A 16,653-nucleotide genomic window follows, 5' to 3' on the forward strand; every position below is an offset into this window, starting at 1 on the left:
AATCAAAATGAAAAGTAGATATATAAAAGAATTTCCAAGAGCATTACTAATTGGTTTTTCCATTTTTTGTATCATAATATTGATTAATGTTCTAAATGGTCAAAAAATTTCATTTAATGAAGAATTATTGATTACATTTTTTTACACATTACTTTATAGTTTTTCATTACATCTAGCAAATACTTATTTATTTATTGCCTTAGATAAGTATTTTATAAATGAGAGATTTTCAAGTAAAAGAATTTTAGTAGGTTTTATTTCTTCATTCTTTTTGTCCTTATTTATTATTTTTTTATTGAGAATATTTGGAAACGTTGTAGTTGAAGGAGAGCGTTTATCAGATTTTTTAAAGTATGAAAAGGCTTCAAATTATGTGATGGCATCTGTTTTTACTTTTGTGGTATTATTGATTATTCATTTAATTTATTTTTATAGAGCTTTTCAAGAGAACAAAGTAAAAGAACAAAAAATCATTGCAGGAACAGCTTCAGCCAAATTTGAAAGTTTAAAAAGCCAAATTGATCCACATTTTTTATTCAACAGTTTAAATGTTTTGAGTTCACTGATTGAAGAAAATCCAGAAAATGCTCAAAAGTTCACCACTTCATTGTCTAAAATTTACAGGTATGTTTTGGAACAAAAAGACAAAGAATTGGTTACAGTGGCTGAAGAATTAGCTTTCGCAAAAACCTATATGAACTTATTAAAAATGCGTTTTGAAGATAGTATTACGTATGAAGTTCCAGAGAATTTTAATGATGAAGATGCTAAAGTGGTTCCGTTATCCTTACAGTTATTATTAGAAAACTGTATTAAACATAATATTGTAAGCGAGAAGAAGCCATTACACATCAAAATAAGTATAAAAAACAACGAATTAATAGTAGAAAATAACAAGCAAAAAAAGGAAGTATTGCAAGATAGAAGAGGAGTTGGACTTCAAAATATTGTAAGTCGCTACGCAATTCTAACTAAGAGAAATGTATTAGTAGAAGATACGGATGCTTATTTTAGAATAAAACTTCCAATTTTAACTAAACAAATATCAGTTATGGAAACAACATACAATTACAACGAACAAACAGCTTACGATAGAGCTAAAGATAGAGTAGAAAAGTTAAAAGGGTTCTATGGCAATTTAATTTCTTATTGCTGTGTTATTCCAATTCTTATAGTGATTAATTTAAGCACATCAAGTTTTCAATGGTTTTGGTTTCCAATGTTAGGTTGGGGATTAGGATTAACCTTTCATGCTTTTGAAACTTTTGGATATGGAAAGTCTTGGGAAGAAAAGAAAATTCAGGAGATATTACAAAAAGGAAATAAAGAAGAATCAAAATGGAACTAATTATGGAAACGAACAATGATTTTGAACGCTATCAAAAAGCTAAAAAACAGGTACAAGAATTAAAAGGTTTTTATAGTCATTTATTAAGTTATTTACTAGTAATGATTGTGATAATATACATCAATCTAAAATATACACCAGAAGTTTTGTGGTTTATTTGGACGTTATTAGGTTGGGGAATTGGTGTATTTTTTCATGCGATGCGAGTGTTTAATTTTTTCCCATTTTTCAATAAAGATTGGGAGAATAATAAGATTAAACAATTTATGGAAGAAGAAAAGGCTAATAAAAATAAACTTCAATAAGATGAGTATAGCAAGTAGAAGACAAAGAAGAATGGATAAAAATGAATTTAAGAATTATATTCCAACAAGTCCAGAAGATGCTAAATATTATGAAGCTTTAAAAAGGGTAAAACGAATTAAAGGTTTTTATACGCACGCTTTAGTTTATGTGGTTGTGAACTTAATGATAGTTGTTATTAATATTCAAGATTTAGGAGAAGGTGAAAGTTATTTTCATTGGCAAAACTTCATAACGCTATTTTTCTGGGGAATCGGATTATTAGCTCATGGATTATCCGTTTTCCTACCTGGAATGATTTTAGGTAGCAATTGGGAAGAACGAAAAATTCAACAATACATGGAAGATGAAAAGAAACGCAATTGGGAATAAATCAGTAGGCAGTGTTCAGTATTTAGTAAGCAGTTTAAAATAGTCAAAAATCAATTTTTAATGACAAAAAGGATAAAACTAATTATACTTGTTTTTTGTTTAATCAAGTTAGCTTTACATTTAATTGCTGATTCACATTCTGGATTTCAAGCAGATGAATTATTACATATAGAAACAGGAAAACATCTAGCATTTGGCTATATGGAATTTCCACCATTTATAGCAATATTAGCCTCTATTCAAAATCTATTTCATTCTAATTCAGTTTTTGTAAATCATCTTTTTTCACATATTGCAGCTATACTTATTCTCATATATCTTGCGAAAATTACTATAGTTTTAGGAGGTAAAGAAAAAGCTGTTTTTTTAGCTTTATTATGCATCATAATTGCACCAAGTTTTGGTCGTTCTCAACAATTATTTCAACCAGTTATTTTTAGTCAGTTGTTTTGGGTTTTAGGTTTTTATCAATTAGTTAAATTCAGTCAAAAATTAGATAAGAAGAATTTGTTGTACTTAGCTCTTTTTACTGTTTTAGGGCTTTTGACTAAATATGATAGTGTTTTCTTTATAGTTGGATTATCATCTTTGTTTTTATTTAAGAATACAAGACATGCACTTATAAAACACAAATTTTGGCAAATAATATTGATTTCTTTTATTTTTATAGTACCTAATATAATTTGGCAAGTTGTAAATGATTTTCCTGTTTTACAGATGTTTGGAAGACTTTATGAAAAACAATTAGACAGTGTTTCACGTATTCAAAATTTCCAAAATCTTATAATAGCTATAAATCCACTTACTTTATTAATAACTATTCCGGCAATAATATATTTATTTACTAAAAACAAAGTAACCAATAGACCAATTGGATTATTCATTTTCTTTTCTTTTTTGTTTTTATTTTTAACGAATGGAAAATCCTATTACTTTTATCCAATCGTTTTAATAATTTTACCTTTTGGAGGTGTTTTTTGGGAAAAATTCACTGGTGAAACAAGAAAATGGACAATTTATCCATTAACATTAGTTTTATTTTCTGGTATCTTTTTAATTCCATTTGGAATGCCTGTGTATTCTTTTGACAGGTATTTAAAAAAGATTTATCCATTTGAGAAAAAAGAAACTATTGGAGGAAATGAAGTTGTAAAGTATGATGAATACTATAGTAAAAATAAATGGAAATCAACTTTAGATGAAATTAAGTTTGTTTATGATAGCTTACCATCAAACGAGAAAGAAAGTTGTCTAATTTGGGGAAAACACTACAGTCAAGCTGGAGCAGTTAATTTATTTGATTCGGATTATGATTTACCAAATGCCTTTTCTTTACATGGGAGTTTTTATAGTTGGTTACCCAAAGGAAAAATGTCTGAAACAACAATTGTTTTAAGTTATAATGTTGGTGATTTTTTTAATCCTTATTTTGACGAAATTCAGCAAGTAAGAACAATTTATAACCCATATGCAGATACTGAAGAAGAGCTTTTTCAAAAGATTTATGTTTGTAAAAAACCGAAACAAGATTTTGAAAAAATGAAAGAGCTTTTTAAAAATAGAATATTTGAATAATAGATATTAAAACTAGAAAGATGAAAATAATAATAATCGAAGACGAAAAACCAGCAGCAAGATTGTTGCAACGAAAAGTCGAAAAATTAGGATTGGAAGTTCACACACTTTTGCATTCTGTGGAAGAATCTGTGGAATGGTTTCAAAACAATAATCATCCTGATTTGATCTTTTTAGACATTCAACTTTCGGATGGATTATCGTTTGAAATTTTTGAGCAAATTGACATCAAAAGTGCAGTCATTTTTACTACTGCTTATGACGAATATGCGTTGCGTGCTTTTAAGCTAAATAGCATAGATTATTTGCTAAAACCAATTGATGATGTTGACTTGGAAATCGCCATAAATAAATTTAAAAATCAAGTCCAAAAAAACACGGTTTCAAACTTGGATTTTGACATGATTAAAAAGATGATTTTAGGAAATGAAACTAAAGAATACAAAAGCAGATTTTCGGTAAAAATAGGACAACAACTAAAAGTGATTTCAATTGATGAGGTCGAATGTTTTTACAGTGAAAATAAAGGAACTTATTTACATACTTTTGAAAACCGAAATTATCTTTTAGATACAACTTTAGAACAAATAGAAGTGGAGCTAAACCCAAAAGACTTTTATCGTGTCAGTCGAAAATTCATCATTCCTTTGAAAGCAATTAAGGAAATTCAAGTGTATTCTAATTCTCGATTAAAAGTGATTTTACCTTCTTATAAAGACGAAGAAGTTGTGGTTTCTAGAGAAAAAGTTTCTGATTTTAAGACTTGGATTGGGTAAAATTATATATTGAATTAGTTGTTTATGTAATTTATTTTAAATTCATGATAATCAAATTATTAAATTACTGCTATAGGATTTGTCTATAGTGATTTTAAGCCTTAATAAAGCGTTTTCTTATTCCAATAAACATAAAAATTAATAGCGTAAAGAAAATGAAAAAAGGAACTATAAATTCGATTAAATTTAGAGGTAACATTACCGCAATTATCAACAACTGAAATCCCAATCCAAAAACAGATAATGAAGTCATAAACCAATTTGGAAACGTTTTTACCTTATAAGCATCCTTGTCTAAAAAGTGAATAATTTTGTCAAAAACTCCATAAACTATAGTGTAAATTTTAAACAAAATATCAACTGATTTCTGACTTTCACTAGGTAAAGCTTTTGGTGATTTGTATTCGAAAATCTTACTTGTTGCATCACCACCAACCGATTTGTTTCTCAAAATCACGTAGTAATAATTGTATAAAGTGCCTTGTAATTGTATGCCAAAAAAAGCCAAAATAGTATACCATAAAGAGGTATTTGAGACAAAACAAATTGCCATAAAAAACATAAAATTTAAGATAATATCGAATACACTGTCGAGGTATCTTCCGGTGTAAGATGGTGTGTTTTTTATACGGGCTAATTCACCATCTGCAGCATCAATAATTGACTTTAAAATTATGAAGAAACCAGCTGCGAAATAGTAGTGATTTAAGATGCAAAATATGGCAATTAATCCGGAAATTCCGAAAAGTAAAGTTACATGAATTGGAGTGAATTTGGTATTTTTTAATTGTAAAGCAAAGGCTTTTCCAAAGGTTCTTCCATAGTCTGATAAATCTAAAAATTTATCTTTTTCGGCAAGTTTTGACATGTATAATAATCAAAGAAATGTGACAATATAGTCAGGTAGTAAATATACTATTTTATTTTGATAAACGGTGTAAGACAAATGTCATAGCAGATAAAAGTAAGAAAGCCATCAATTGATGTGTTAAGCCTAACCACATTGGAACGTGAAAAATTAAGGTAAAAACACCAAGAATAAATTGTAAAAACACAAAGAACAATAGGATTTTTAAACCTCTGCTTTGAGTTTTGTTTAGGTTGATTTTTCTGCTTTTGTAGTATAAGAATGCAATTAAAGCAACTACGACATAAGCAAATGTTCTGTGCACAAATTGAACACCACTTTTCCCTTCAACCAAATTTTTAAATAATGAGGATTGTTCAATAAATACACTTTCGTGAATAAATTGTCCATCGCTCATTAAAGGCCAATGATTATGAATTAAACCAGCATTTAGACCAGCAACAAATCCACCATAAATAATTTGAATAATAAGAGCAACTAAAGCAATTCTTGCAATAGTTCTCAACGATTTATAGATGTCATTTTTTTCAGGATAGATTAAATCTAAAGCAACCCAAAGCGTATAAGCAAAAGTAATAAATGCAAAGGTTAAATGTAAGGCCAATCTAAAGTGACTCACATCTGGATTATCGATTAATCCACTTCTTACCATAAACCAACCTAAAAAGCCTTGAAAAGCACCCATTCCAAGTAGAACGATACATTTCTTAATTGTTTCTTTGTCTAATTTCTTTTTAATTAAAAAATAAACGAAAGGAATTATGAAAACGATACCAATAATTCGTCCTATAAAACGGTGAAACCATTCCCAAAAATAGATGAATTTATAATCAGAAAGTGTAAAGTCGTTGTGAATATTTATTTTTTGGTATTCAGGAAATTTCTTGTATTCTTCAAAAGCATCAACCCATTTTTCTTCACTCAAAGGTGGAAAAGTATCGGTTACTAAATGCCAATCCGTCATCGATAAACCAGAATTTGTTAGACGAGTTATTCCTCCAACCATTACCATGATAAATAGTAACACACATCCTGAAAGTAGCCATATTATGACTGATTTATTATTCTTCATTTTGACCTATTAGTGTAATTTCGTTAATTTTATTCTTTTTATCAATTAAATTTATAAAAAGTTTAGCTATTAGAAGCTGTAACAGTGGAAATAGTATTAGTATTAAATTAATAATTATAATTCTACTAGTTATTTCTGATTGGCCTATGTTAATCAAAAAATAACTTTGAAGAAACTCATAAGCTAAATTTACAATTATAAAAACAAATATGAATGAAACTAGAGAAATCATAAAGTAAAGAAGTCTTAATTTCTTAACTTTAAGGTTTTTATTCCTTATTTTTTTAACAAAAATTACGTTTAAAATAATAATTTCTAGAACTATGCAAATAGTAAAAAATATACCAAAACTATCCATTGTTTAATATTTTAACAAAATTACTTTAAGTCTATTGTAAATTAAAGAAACAAAAGTTAAACTTTTTGTAAACCCATTTTTTCGGCTTTTTGCAATACAAATTGATAAGCAGCTTCATATTCATTTGGTATTTCTCCTTCTAAAATGGCTTCTTTAACGGCTTCTTTTAGGGTGCCAATTTCTCTTGAAGGTTTTAGGTTAAATATTTCCATTATTTGCTCACCAGAAATAGGTGGTTGAAATTGTCTAACATGATCTCGTTCTTCGACCTCTACAATTTTTTGTCTAACTATATTGAAATTGTTATGATATTTCTTGAATTTATGAGGATTTTTGGTAGTTATATCAGCTTCACAAAGTGTCATTAAATTTTCTACATCTTCACCAGCATCAAAAACCAAACGTCTAACGGCAGAATCAGTTACAATTTCTTGAGATAGTACTACAGGACGCGAACTCATTATTACCATTTTTTGAACAAATTTCATTTTTTGATTTTGAGGCATGTGTAATCTAAGAAAGATTTTCTTGACCATTTTTCCACCTAAAAATTCATGACCGTGAAATGTCCAACCATTCTTTTTACTAAATTTTTTAGTTGGAGCTTTTCCAATATCGTGTAATAATGCAGCCCAACGCAACCAAACATCATCTGTGTTTGGACAAATATTATCTACAACTTCTAATGTGTGATAAAAATTATTTTTGTGGGTATGACCTTCAATTTCTTCTACATTATTTAAAGCTGTTAATTCAGGTAAAATGATGTCTAAAAGGCCAGTTTTATATAGTAATAAAAATCCTGTTGAAGGTTTGTCTGTAGAAAGTATTTTGTTTAATTCATCTACAATTCGTTCCCCAGAAATGATTGAAATTCGCTCTTTATTTCTAATAATTGCTTCTAAAGATGCTGTTTCAATTTCAAAATTTAATTGAGTTGCAAAACGAATGGCACGCATCATTCGCAAAGGATCATCCGAATAAGTAATATCAGGATTTAAAGGTGTTTTTATAGTTTTTGACTCTAAATCTGTTACGCCATTGAAAGGATCAATTAAATCGCCATAATTTTCTTCATTTAAAGAAAAGGCTAGTGCATTTATAGTAAAATCTCGTCTTTCTTGATCATCTTGTAGCGTTCCAATTTCAACTTTAGGGTTTCGACTTTCTGTTTGATAACTTTCTTTTCGTGCACCAACAAATTCAATATCTGTGTCTTTGTAGCGGAGCATTGCTGTTCCGTAGTTTTTAAAAACTTGGACTTTTGGTTTGTTGGGAAGAAGAGCTGAAACTTTCAGCGCTAAATCAATTCCACTTCCTACAGCTACAATGTCAATGTCTTTCTTTAAAGGCCTATTTAAGAGGAAATCACGAACAAAACCGCCAATAACATAAGTTTCAACATTAAGTTCTTGACTTGCCTTTGCAATGATTTTGAATATTGGGTTATTTAGTGCTTTTGTGTAATTCATTTTTTTTGACCTCAAATTCGCAAATTCCTGTAATTGGGATTTGGGATTTATTTTTTGGAATTTTACTTACGAATAATCTTCACTTGACTATCTAAACTTAATTTGATTATAGTTGAAGGTTTATCACAAATTTTATCTTTTTGCAAATTTACTACATAGTCAACACCTTTTATAATTTCTGGGTCAATTTCTTTAAAAGATTTTGGGGAAGGCTTACCTGAAAAATTAGCTGACGTTGAAACTAAAGGTCTCTTCATGCGCTCCATAAGTTTGAAACAAAAAGGTTCTTTTACGATTCTAATGGCTAAAGTATTGTCTTCTGCAATTAAATTTTTAGCTACGTTTTTAGGTTTGTCTAATATTAAAGTCGTAGGATTTTCGGACATGTCTAAAATTTCCCAAGCTACTTCTGGTATATCTTTAAACATATTGAAAACCATTTTATCTGAATTCATTAAACAAATCATGCTTTTGCTTTCTTGTCGCTTTTTTAGTGCATAGATTTTAGCTACAGCTTCTTCATTAGAAGCATCGCAACCAATTCCCCAAACAGTATCAGTAGGATAAAGGATTATTCCACCTTCTTTGATTACATCGTATGCGTTGTTTATTTCTGTGTTTATGTCCATTATTTGAAAGTTAAGTTTTTAAAAGATTCAAAACTAATTAGATTTAAAAATTTCTTTCTGTTTTTATCCAACATGTTGAATTCAAAAAAAGTGTTTTCAGCTTCAATTTTTTTTCCAATTTCTTGTTTTTTAGAAATTATCCCAACACCCCAGTCAGAATCTATACAGCAAGAATTGACATCAGGATTAAAACGCCATTTTAAAAATGCTTTCCAAGTAGTTCCATTCCAAGCACCACAAGCAGGAGTGTGTGAGTATTTAAAGTCCTCTCTTGCATGCCATTCAGAAGGTGGGCTGCAATCATGAAGCACAATAAAACCATCATCTTTAATGAATTTTAATGCGTTTAAAATATCTCTATCTACTTGATCTGCAAGGTGTAATCCATCAATAAAAATGACATCAAACTTTATTTCATTATTTAATATATCATTGTTAGTTAGTTTTTGAAAAAACACATCACTAGTCATTTTAAAATCGACGGGATTTGTCTTAAATTCTACTCCCGGATCTACACTATATTTGTTTTTAGCTATAATTTGGTTAAAATTATCATTTGGATTTCTAACACCTATTTCTAAATAATTATCATTGTTTTTTGATAATAAAAAATTTATTATTTCTGTTCTAAGAGGTTTTTTTAACTCTTCTTTTTTTGCTAATTCTTGTACTTTTATAAATTCCGTATCGTTTAATACTTCTTTTCCTTTAATGTAATAAGGATCATTATTGATATCTCTACCTTTAATGTAAATTGGATCTCGATGGATGTATTTACCTTTATAATAGTATTTTATGAGGTTTATTTTAAGTAATAGACTTTTAATCATTATGGGTGGTTTGTTTAAAATTGTATTTTTTAAAATTCATTTAAAGTATTAAGTAACTTAATAATAGTAAAAAAACTATTATTTTAGGTTCAGAATTTCACATTACTTTGTTAGAACTTTATGTTTCTAGATTATTATTTATTTAAAAGTTAAGCTATTGTCTTTTTTAAAAAGATAAGCTATTTTTTTTGTAATATATTTTAAAGGTTTTTTCTTTATCATATTACTTTTTGCTTCTTGGAACAATTTAAATAAACCATCTTCTACTTTTTTGTTTACTAATGAATTATAATGTTCGTCATAATTATTTGTATGATGTTTGTATTTGTCATGAATAAATCTCGTGATTAATTTATACTCATTGAATTTTTTTGGAGTAAAAAAGCCAAGAATTAATTTATATTCTTTAGTTTTTGTTTTTTGAAATTCAAAACTTTCCTTAACACCGCCAACTCCTACTTGCTGAGCGCTATGAATCCTGTATGATATTAATTTTTCATTTACATAAGCTAAAGAATTTCTTTCAGCTAGTAAAAGAGCTATCCAATGATCATGAAAAAAATTCTTTTCATTAGTGTTAAATGGAAAACAGAATTCTTTAACCTTTTTAGAAACACAAAATGTAGCACCAGTAACAAAATTTCCATTAATTAATAAAAATTTTAAAAAATTAATAGGTTTAACTATTTCGGGTTCGTGAAAACCAACTGTATCCCACAAAGAGATATCATCAAAAATAACTGAATCATTTTCATCTATAAAAGCAGCATTAGAAAAGACACCTTCAATTTTAGTATTGTTTTTGAAAACATTAATTATTTTTGAAACTTTTTCAGCTTGCCATAAATCATCTTGATCAGAGAAAAAAATATAATCACCGGTTGTTAATGAAAGTGCTTTTTCAAAATTCTTATTACTTTTTAAATTAGTTTCATTAACAAATATTTTAAAAAGACTAGGATGTTTATCTTTATAAGTGTTTAATATTGTTAAAGTAGAGTCAGAAGATATGTCATCACAAACAATTATTTCATCTACTTGTTGCGTTTGGTTTAATATACTATCTAATTGTTTTTTAATATATTTTTCTCCGTTATATGTACATAATGCTACTGAAATTTTCATTTATTACGATAGTTTTAGTATTTTTTTCCAAGTAGTAACTATACTTTCTTCTTCATTTTTTAAATTGTAATTCTCATTTATATAATTAGTAGCTTTTTGAGACATATTGATTATTGTTTCATCATTATTATTCAATTTTATTGCTACTTCTTCTACTTTTTGAGCAAATTGTATGATATTGCCTTCATCAATTTTAAAAGAAAATTCTGGTTTAAAATATTCTTTACCACCTTGACCAGCATAACCAACAACTATACAACCTGAAGCCATTGCTTCAGCGGGTGGTAAACCAAACCCTTCTCTGTGATTTAAACTTAAAAAAATTAAACTTTCATTCAAAATTGTAGCAACTTCATCTTCCGTTTTATTGTCGATGGCAACAAAGTCCCAATTTTCTAAATTGTTTTTTATTTTAAGAATATTTATAATTTGAATTATATCATCTTCTAACTTTCTTGGCATGAAAGCAATTTGTCTTTTTTTAAGCTCTTTGTTATATTTAAACTTAACAGTATTTATTCCTAGATGAATTCGATGAGTTATTGATTTAGGAAATATATGTTCTAAATATTTTTTTGAATCTTCTGAAACAACGATTGAAGCCAAAAAGTTTTTGTCAAGATATACTGGATTATTTTTAGACTCATTAAGTTCGCAATTATTAAAAGTATAATAGCAATTTTGATTAAAAATAACTTTTTTGATGTCTGAATTTAACTCACTAATATAAGGACCATAAATTTCAGGAACAATTAAGACACCATTTTTATCAATAGGATCATCATTTTTAGTTCTAAAATAATTTTTAAAAGCTTTTAGTGGCTTTATTCTCTTTTTGAAAATTTTATCAATGGTATTGAATACTCCAATATTGTATATTATTTTAGTATCATTTTGAAACCATTGATGTCTAAAACCTTTTTTTCTATGTACAATAAATGCATCAAAACCGTTGTCGTTTAAAATGTCTACTTGTCTGTATAATTGCTTAATTCCGCCAACAGGTTTTTTGTTATCAGTACAAATGAAATATAGTTTTTGTTCCATAATTTTATGATAATATTGATTTTACCCAGTTTTCTAATTTATATTTATTGTAAATATTTTCTTCAATGTCTTGATAAGGACTATTTAAAAATGATTCAGGTAATTCAGTTGTGTCTTTATCCCAAATAAAGATATTGTTTGGATTGTAAAAATCATACTCTTTTATGTAAGGATTTGTTGTGATTAACTTTTTCTTTAAACCCATCGCTTCATAAGGGCGAAATGATAGACCAACTTGAGAGTCATGTTGAATATCTAAAATAATCTGGGTATTTTGATTAAAAACATAAGCTTCATTAAAAGGTACTATTTCGTTAATAAAAGAAATATTTTTATGTTTAATTCTTTTTGATATAGTCTTATCATATGAAAATAAAGTAGCATGTACTTTTACATTTTGTATGCTTATAGATTCTAATACTTTTATTAAATAATCATATCTTTTGTCATAAGTACCAATGAAAAAGACATCATATTCTGGTTTTTGTGAATTATCAGAATTATAGAAAAAATTATGCCCTTTTATCATTCCATATTTTTCACAATCATATTTGTCAAAACTATAAGTTTTATCAAAATGTTTCATAGTTTCATATTGACCTTCAATTTTTTCAAAACTATCCCAATAGTATGCAATCGATCTATTGCATTTAGCGGTTATTTTATTTAATTCTTCTTCAGAAAAAATATCCGGTCTATTGATATATAAAAGATCGTAATTTTTATATTCATTTAATTTTTTTTCAAAATATTTTAATTTATAATCTTTCTTTATGTTTTTGCCGGTAAAGGTTTTTAAGAAAAAGTTATACACACGTTCCCATAAGTTTTTGTACTTAAAGTTATCTGATTTATTGGAGTAAATAAATTGTACATCATAGCCACTAAACTTAATAAAGCCATCAAGGATAACTTTGTAAAAACTGTAATGATCTGGAGCTATGTAAAGTAATCTTTTTTTCATTCTATTTTTGTTATATTAAAAATTGTTTTAACCCAATTTTCTAAACTATATTTTTTATAAATTTCATCAGATAATTTTTTATATTCTTTTTCGAGAAAATCTTTTGGAATTTCTGTTACATTTTCATCCCAAACGAAAATATTATTTGGGTTATAAAAATCATAATTAACGATGTCTTTGTTGGTTGTAATTAATTTTTTATTTAATCCAATAGCTTCAAAAACTCTAAAAGTTAATCCGTCTTGAATGTTTTTATGAATATCTAAAATAATTTTAGATTCTTTTATTTTTTGCTGATTTTCTTCAAACGGAATAAAACTAGTTATAAAATTTATATTCTCAGAAAACTTTTTGACTTTAGTTTTAGGATTAATTTTAATATAAATATCAGGTTTCAAACCACTTTTTAAAAGTAATAAGTTTATTTTTTCTATTGTTGAAATTCTATCATCAAAATTACCAATGTAATAAGCATCTGATGAATTTTTATTTGAAACTATTGTGTCAAAATAAAAATTAGTTAGCAAAGACATGTTATGCTTTTTTACGTCATTAGGTTCAAAACTAAATTTAACATCAAAAAATGGCAATGTTCTTTCGTATCGGTCAATTAATTTAAAACTATCCCAAAAGTAAACAATTGATTTTTTTGCTTTACTTGTGACATATTCAAGTTCTGTGCTTAATAAATGATCTGGACTAATAATAAAAACATAGTCAAAAACTTCTAAATCATCTATTTGATTGGCATAAAATTCGCTTGCCCATTTCTTTTTAAGATTTTTATTTAAAATTAACTTACTTACAAAGTTTAATAGCTTCTTGTATTTGTTTTTATGTTTATAATTGTTGAATAAAATTGTTTTTACTTCAAAGCCAGTATTTTCAACAATACCTTTTTCAATTATTTTATAAATACCTAAGTAATCTGGACAATAAAACAGGACTTTCATACTATTTATTTATAGTTTGTTTATGTTTCATTGAATCTGTTAATCTTCCACCTCTAAATAATATTTTGAATAAATACCAATATTTGGGCTTTCTAATACTTTTTATAAAGTACTTTATTTGTAGAAAAACTAATATCAATTTGTAATTAATATAACCGTAATGTTTTCTGATTACGTAAAGAAGTGATATTTTTAATTCCGTTTTAATTTCTATATTTTTTGGTGTACTTGCACCATGAAAATGTATGAATTTTGCCTCTGGAATTAAGAAAGCATATTTTTTTATTTTAGCTAAACGAATGCATAAATCGGTTTCCTCATGATATAAAAAAATATTTGTATCAAATCCTCCAACACTCCAAAAATCTTCAGCTTTTACAACCATAAAACTTCCAGAAACAAATTGTCCTCTTTTAGGTTCTTTATACTCTATTTTTCTGTTAGGGTATTTTTGAGAATTAATGCTTTCTAAAAAATATCTTCCAAATAATTCTTTTAGTGGAGACGAATAATGATCTAAAGTGGGTAATAATTTTCCATCTTCTTTATAACTTTGAGGACCACAAATTCCAAATTCTTCATTTTGCTTCATTTGATTGATGATTATTGTAAAACAATCATTTAAAAGTAATGAATCATTATTTATAAAAGCGTAATATGTTGCATCAGAAAATTGACAACCAATCATGTTTCCACCACCAAAACCTACGTTTATGTGATTTTTTAAGAAAGTTATTTTTGGGTTGTTTATTTTTTTAATATAATCATCGAGTTTGTTGACATCTTCTTCGTTTGAATGATTGTCAACTATTTTAATGTTATACGTTAATTGATTTGAGGTGTGTTCAAAAATGCTTTCTATACACTTAATGGTGTAATTACTAGTATTATAATTAATTATAACAATTGATAAATCGAGCATTTTAGTTTGTTTTTTGTTTAATTCTCTTTTGTAACTGCAATTTATTTTATATATTTTTACAAAAAATTACCATAGGCAAAGTAACAAATAATTTTATGAAAATACTACATATATCTGGAGCAAAAGGATGGGGAGGAAACGAGCAACAGATAATCTACATAGTTCCACAGCTAAACGAATTAAATGTAGAAAATATTGTTTATGGAATTAATAGTTCAGTGTTAGAGCATGAATGTAATAAAGTCAAAATTCCTTTTATTGGTGTAAAAACAAAGAAATTAAATAAATATGTCAATTATAAACACTTAGCTAAAACAATAAAAGAACACAAACCAGATATTGTTCACCTACATACTAGCGATTCGTTGATGTTTTTTTTAGTATCAAATCTGATTTACCGATTTAAAACAAAATTAATTTTTTCAAAAAAAGGTGTTGGTGTAAGTGGTAGTTTTTTAAGTAAATTAAAATACAATAATAATAGATTAGATTCAATTATATGTGTTTCTAAAATGGTTCAAGACTCATTTGGAAAAACGTTAAATGTTTCAGCCTTAAAGAAAACTGTTGTAGTAAATGATAGCGTTTCTTTAAAAATTTTAGATTATTCAAGCTCAATAAATATTAGAGAGTTATATAATATTCCAAAAGAAAAATTTATCGTTGGAAATATTGCTAATCATACTAATGCAAAAGATTTATTTACTTTAATTGATGTGCTTACAGAACTAAAACATACTTTAAAAAGAAAAGATATAGTTTTTATTCAAGTAGGTGAATTTTCTAAAAAAACAGATTGGTTAAAACAATATGCCATTGAAAATAAAGTGTTTAAAGACATAGTTTTTATGGATAAAATTAAAAATGCTTCTTCTTTAAATACACAATTTGATGCTTTTCTCTTAACATCACAAAGAGAAGGTGGACCTACATCATTATTAGAAGCTATGTTAATTGGAATTCCGGTTGTATCTACAAAAGTAGGAGTGGTTTCTGATATTATTATTGATGGTGAAAATGGATTTATAGCCGATATTAAGGACAGCAAATCTTTAGCAAATAAAACAGCTCAACTTCTGGACAATAAAGAATTACAAAAACAATTTTCTGAAAAGGGGAAAGCTATTATAAAAGAGCAATTTACAGCAAGATATATAGCTCAAAAAACTTTTGAAGAATATCAAAACGTACTTAGAAAATAATCACAAATATTGATTAATTCCTTTTTCAATAAACGTTATTCTTTTTTCTGTAGTTTCTTTTTCAATAGCATTATTGATTTCAAGATTGTTTTTGTCTTGCTCTTTATGATAAATATGATAAGCAATAGCAGTCTGTTTTAGCCTTTTTCCTTTAATTCCAATATTATGTAAACGTTGAATCATTTCCGAATCATCAATTCCCCAACCTACTAAACCCTCATTAAAACCGTTGATTTTAATAAAATCTTCTCTCCAAAATGACATATTACAACCTCTCAATTTTCCTGAGCGTTCCTCGTGAGTCTTAGCAAATTTCATAAATAACGGAAAACGAACAGTTCTTGTTCTTTTTTTAATTCCTTCTGCAAAAAAGCCAAAGTTGATTATCTTTTTGTCAAAAATAGTTTTTAAAATATCTTTCTGAATATTTACTCTTGAACCAAATAAATAAAGTCCTTTTTCAGCAAAAGTTAAATGATCTTTTACAAAATCTTTGTGCATGATAATGTCGCCATCTATTTCAATAATGTAATCATATTTAGCTTTAGCAATGGCTTTATTCATGATTTTTGGTTTCTGATTACCATTGTCTTCATGGAAAACATGAATTAAAGGAACCGGGAAATCTGCTTGAAATTTTTTAATCAAAATTGTAGTTTCTTCTCTGGAACCATCATCGGCAATTAGTACTTCATCTGGTAAAACACTTTGATTCTTTATACTTAAAAGTAAAAGTTCTAAAGCTTCTGGCCAATTATAAGTTGGAGTTACAAGCGAAGATTTTGGTAATAAACTCATTTTTTGATTTATTTTTTGGTAAAAATACCTAAAATATTG

The 16,653-nt window shown here is 27.0% G+C and carries 17 protein-coding genes; 6 read left to right on the top strand and 11 right to left on the bottom strand.

The genetic code is table 11. The features are described from left to right. Positions 1-7: 7 nt before the first annotated feature. Genes G507_RS0114350 through G507_RS0114370 form a run of 5 tightly spaced genes read left to right on the top strand, consistent with a single transcriptional unit; the run spans position 8 to position 4,374 of the window. Positions 8-1,348, top strand: coding sequence for a 2TM domain-containing protein (locus G507_RS0114350; protein ID WP_035666305.1), 1,341 nt, complete (start codon positions 8-10; stop codon positions 1,346-1,348). Positions 1,349-1,350: 2 nt separating this feature from the next. Further along, positions 1,351-1,653, top strand: coding sequence for a 2TM domain-containing protein (locus tag G507_RS0114355; protein ID WP_157496617.1), 303 nt, complete (start codon positions 1,351-1,353; stop codon positions 1,651-1,653). A gap of 1 nt (position 1,654) precedes the next feature. Continuing rightward, positions 1,655-2,023: a 2TM domain-containing protein gene (locus G507_RS0114360; protein ID WP_026718142.1), complete on the top strand. Its 369-nt coding sequence runs from the start codon at positions 1,655-1,657 to the stop codon at positions 2,021-2,023. Positions 2,024-2,083: 60 nt separating this feature from the next. Further along, positions 2,084-3,598 carry an ArnT family glycosyltransferase gene (locus G507_RS0114365; protein ID WP_026718143.1) on the top strand — a complete coding sequence of 505 codons (1,515 nt, stop codon included), beginning with the start codon at positions 2,084-2,086 and terminating at the stop codon, positions 3,596-3,598. Between the two features lie 20 nt (positions 3,599-3,618). Next, complete coding sequence (locus G507_RS0114370; protein ID WP_026718144.1) at positions 3,619-4,374, top strand: LytR/AlgR family response regulator transcription factor; 756 nt, start codon at positions 3,619-3,621, stop codon at positions 4,372-4,374. A gap of 94 nt (positions 4,375-4,468) precedes the next feature. On the opposite strand, the gene G507_RS0114375 is transcribed toward G507_RS0114370, so the two are convergent. The 10 genes from G507_RS0114375 to G507_RS0114425 form a co-directional block, all read right to left on the bottom strand. Continuing rightward, positions 4,469-5,242: a CDP-alcohol phosphatidyltransferase family protein gene (locus tag G507_RS0114375; RefSeq protein ID WP_026718145.1), complete on the bottom strand. Its 774-nt coding sequence runs from the start codon at positions 5,240-5,242 to the stop codon at positions 4,469-4,471. Between the two features lie 52 nt (positions 5,243-5,294). Then, on the bottom strand, positions 5,295-6,314 hold the full coding sequence (locus tag G507_RS0114380; RefSeq protein ID WP_026718146.1) for a COX15/CtaA family protein: 1,020 nt from the start codon (positions 6,312-6,314) through the stop codon (positions 5,295-5,297). 414 nt (positions 6,315-6,728) lie between these two features. Beyond that, entirely contained in the window at positions 6,729-8,144 is a 1,416-nt protein-coding gene (locus G507_RS0114390) for a CCA tRNA nucleotidyltransferase (RefSeq protein WP_026718148.1), read from the bottom strand. Between the two features lie 62 nt (positions 8,145-8,206). After that, a complete protein-coding gene (locus G507_RS0114395) occupies positions 8,207-8,773 on the bottom strand; it encodes an L-threonylcarbamoyladenylate synthase (protein ID WP_026718149.1) in 567 nt (188 codons plus the stop codon). Next, positions 8,773-9,603, bottom strand: a complete 831-nt coding sequence (locus tag G507_RS0114400) for a class I SAM-dependent methyltransferase (RefSeq protein WP_084518994.1) — start codon at positions 9,601-9,603, stop codon at positions 8,773-8,775. Before G507_RS0114400 ends, G507_RS0114395 begins: the two co-directional genes overlap by 1 nt. A gap of 138 nt (positions 9,604-9,741) precedes the next feature. After that, a complete protein-coding gene (locus G507_RS17045) occupies positions 9,742-10,728 on the bottom strand; it encodes a glycosyltransferase family 2 protein (protein ID WP_051191731.1) in 987 nt (328 codons plus the stop codon). Positions 10,729-10,731: 3 nt separating this feature from the next. Further along, positions 10,732-11,775, bottom strand: a complete 1,044-nt coding sequence (locus G507_RS0114410; protein ID WP_026718151.1) for a glycosyltransferase — start codon at positions 11,773-11,775, stop codon at positions 10,732-10,734. A 4-nt stretch (positions 11,776-11,779) separates the two neighbouring features. After that, a complete protein-coding gene (locus G507_RS0114415; RefSeq protein WP_026718152.1) occupies positions 11,780-12,739 on the bottom strand; it encodes a WaaS/CpsH family glycosyltransferase in 960 nt (319 codons plus the stop codon). Further along, on the bottom strand, positions 12,736-13,692 hold the full coding sequence (locus G507_RS0114420) for a WaaS/CpsH family glycosyltransferase (protein WP_026718153.1): 957 nt from the start codon (positions 13,690-13,692) through the stop codon (positions 12,736-12,738). Before G507_RS0114420 ends, G507_RS0114415 begins: the two co-directional genes overlap by 4 nt. A gap of 1 nt (position 13,693) precedes the next feature. After that, on the bottom strand, positions 13,694-14,614 hold the full coding sequence (locus G507_RS0114425) for a glycosyltransferase family 2 protein (RefSeq protein WP_035666307.1): 921 nt from the start codon (positions 14,612-14,614) through the stop codon (positions 13,694-13,696). A gap of 95 nt (positions 14,615-14,709) precedes the next feature. Between G507_RS0114425 and G507_RS0114430 the strand changes: the two genes are divergently transcribed. Then, a complete protein-coding gene (locus G507_RS0114430) occupies positions 14,710-15,816 on the top strand; it encodes a glycosyltransferase family 4 protein (RefSeq protein ID WP_026718155.1) in 1,107 nt (368 codons plus the stop codon). Here the strand turns inward: G507_RS0114430 and G507_RS0114435 are convergent, their stop codons facing one another. After that, the gene (locus G507_RS0114435; RefSeq protein WP_026718156.1) at positions 15,817-16,614 is read right to left on the bottom strand and encodes a glycosyltransferase family 2 protein; all 798 of its coding nucleotides are present in this window, start codon (positions 16,612-16,614) and stop codon (positions 15,817-15,819) included. It abuts the gene before it with no gap. Positions 16,615-16,653 lie beyond the last annotated feature (39 nt).

Source organism: Flavobacterium gelidilacus DSM 15343, from assembly GCF_000422685.1.
Taxonomy (GTDB): Bacteria; Bacteroidota; Bacteroidia; order Flavobacteriales; family Flavobacteriaceae; genus Flavobacterium; species Flavobacterium gelidilacus.

What these genes read in the sequence shown, in the direction of transcription:
- G507_RS0114350 (WP_035666305.1), top strand. Translation starts at nt 8, where the DNA reads ATGAAAAGTAGATATATAAAAGAATTTCCAAGAGCATTACTAATTGGT.
- G507_RS0114355 (WP_157496617.1), top strand. Translation starts at nt 1,351, where the DNA reads ATGGAAACGAACAATGATTTTGAACGCTATCAAAAAGCTAAAAAACAG.
- G507_RS0114360 (WP_026718142.1), top strand. Translation starts at nt 1,655, where the DNA reads ATGAGTATAGCAAGTAGAAGACAAAGAAGAATGGATAAAAATGAATTT.
- G507_RS0114365 (WP_026718143.1), top strand. Translation starts at nt 2,084, where the DNA reads ATGACAAAAAGGATAAAACTAATTATACTTGTTTTTTGTTTAATCAAG.
- G507_RS0114370 (WP_026718144.1), top strand. Translation starts at nt 3,619, where the DNA reads ATGAAAATAATAATAATCGAAGACGAAAAACCAGCAGCAAGATTGTTG.
- G507_RS0114375 (WP_026718145.1), bottom strand. Translation starts at nt 5,242, where the DNA reads ATGTCAAAACTTGCCGAAAAAGATAAATTTTTAGATTTATCAGACTAT.
- G507_RS0114380 (WP_026718146.1), bottom strand. Translation starts at nt 6,314, where the DNA reads ATGAAGAATAATAAATCAGTCATAATATGGCTACTTTCAGGATGTGTG.
- G507_RS0114390 (WP_026718148.1), bottom strand. Translation starts at nt 8,144, where the DNA reads ATGAATTACACAAAAGCACTAAATAACCCAATATTCAAAATCATTGCA.
- G507_RS0114395 (WP_026718149.1), bottom strand. Translation starts at nt 8,773, where the DNA reads ATGGACATAAACACAGAAATAAACAACGCATACGATGTAATCAAAGAA.
- G507_RS0114400 (WP_084518994.1), bottom strand. Translation starts at nt 9,603, where the DNA reads ATGATTAAAAGTCTATTACTTAAAATAAACCTCATAAAATACTATTAT.
- G507_RS17045 (WP_051191731.1), bottom strand. Translation starts at nt 10,728, where the DNA reads ATGAAAATTTCAGTAGCATTATGTACATATAACGGAGAAAAATATATT.
- G507_RS0114410 (WP_026718151.1), bottom strand. Translation starts at nt 11,775, where the DNA reads ATGGAACAAAAACTATATTTCATTTGTACTGATAACAAAAAACCTGTT.
- G507_RS0114415 (WP_026718152.1), bottom strand. Translation starts at nt 12,739, where the DNA reads ATGAAAAAAAGATTACTTTACATAGCTCCAGATCATTACAGTTTTTAC.
- G507_RS0114420 (WP_026718153.1), bottom strand. Translation starts at nt 13,692, where the DNA reads ATGAAAGTCCTGTTTTATTGTCCAGATTACTTAGGTATTTATAAAATA.
- G507_RS0114425 (WP_035666307.1), bottom strand. Translation starts at nt 14,614, where the DNA reads ATGCTCGATTTATCAATTGTTATAATTAATTATAATACTAGTAATTAC.
- G507_RS0114430 (WP_026718155.1), top strand. Translation starts at nt 14,710, where the DNA reads ATGAAAATACTACATATATCTGGAGCAAAAGGATGGGGAGGAAACGAG.
- G507_RS0114435 (WP_026718156.1), bottom strand. Translation starts at nt 16,614, where the DNA reads ATGAGTTTATTACCAAAATCTTCGCTTGTAACTCCAACTTATAATTGG.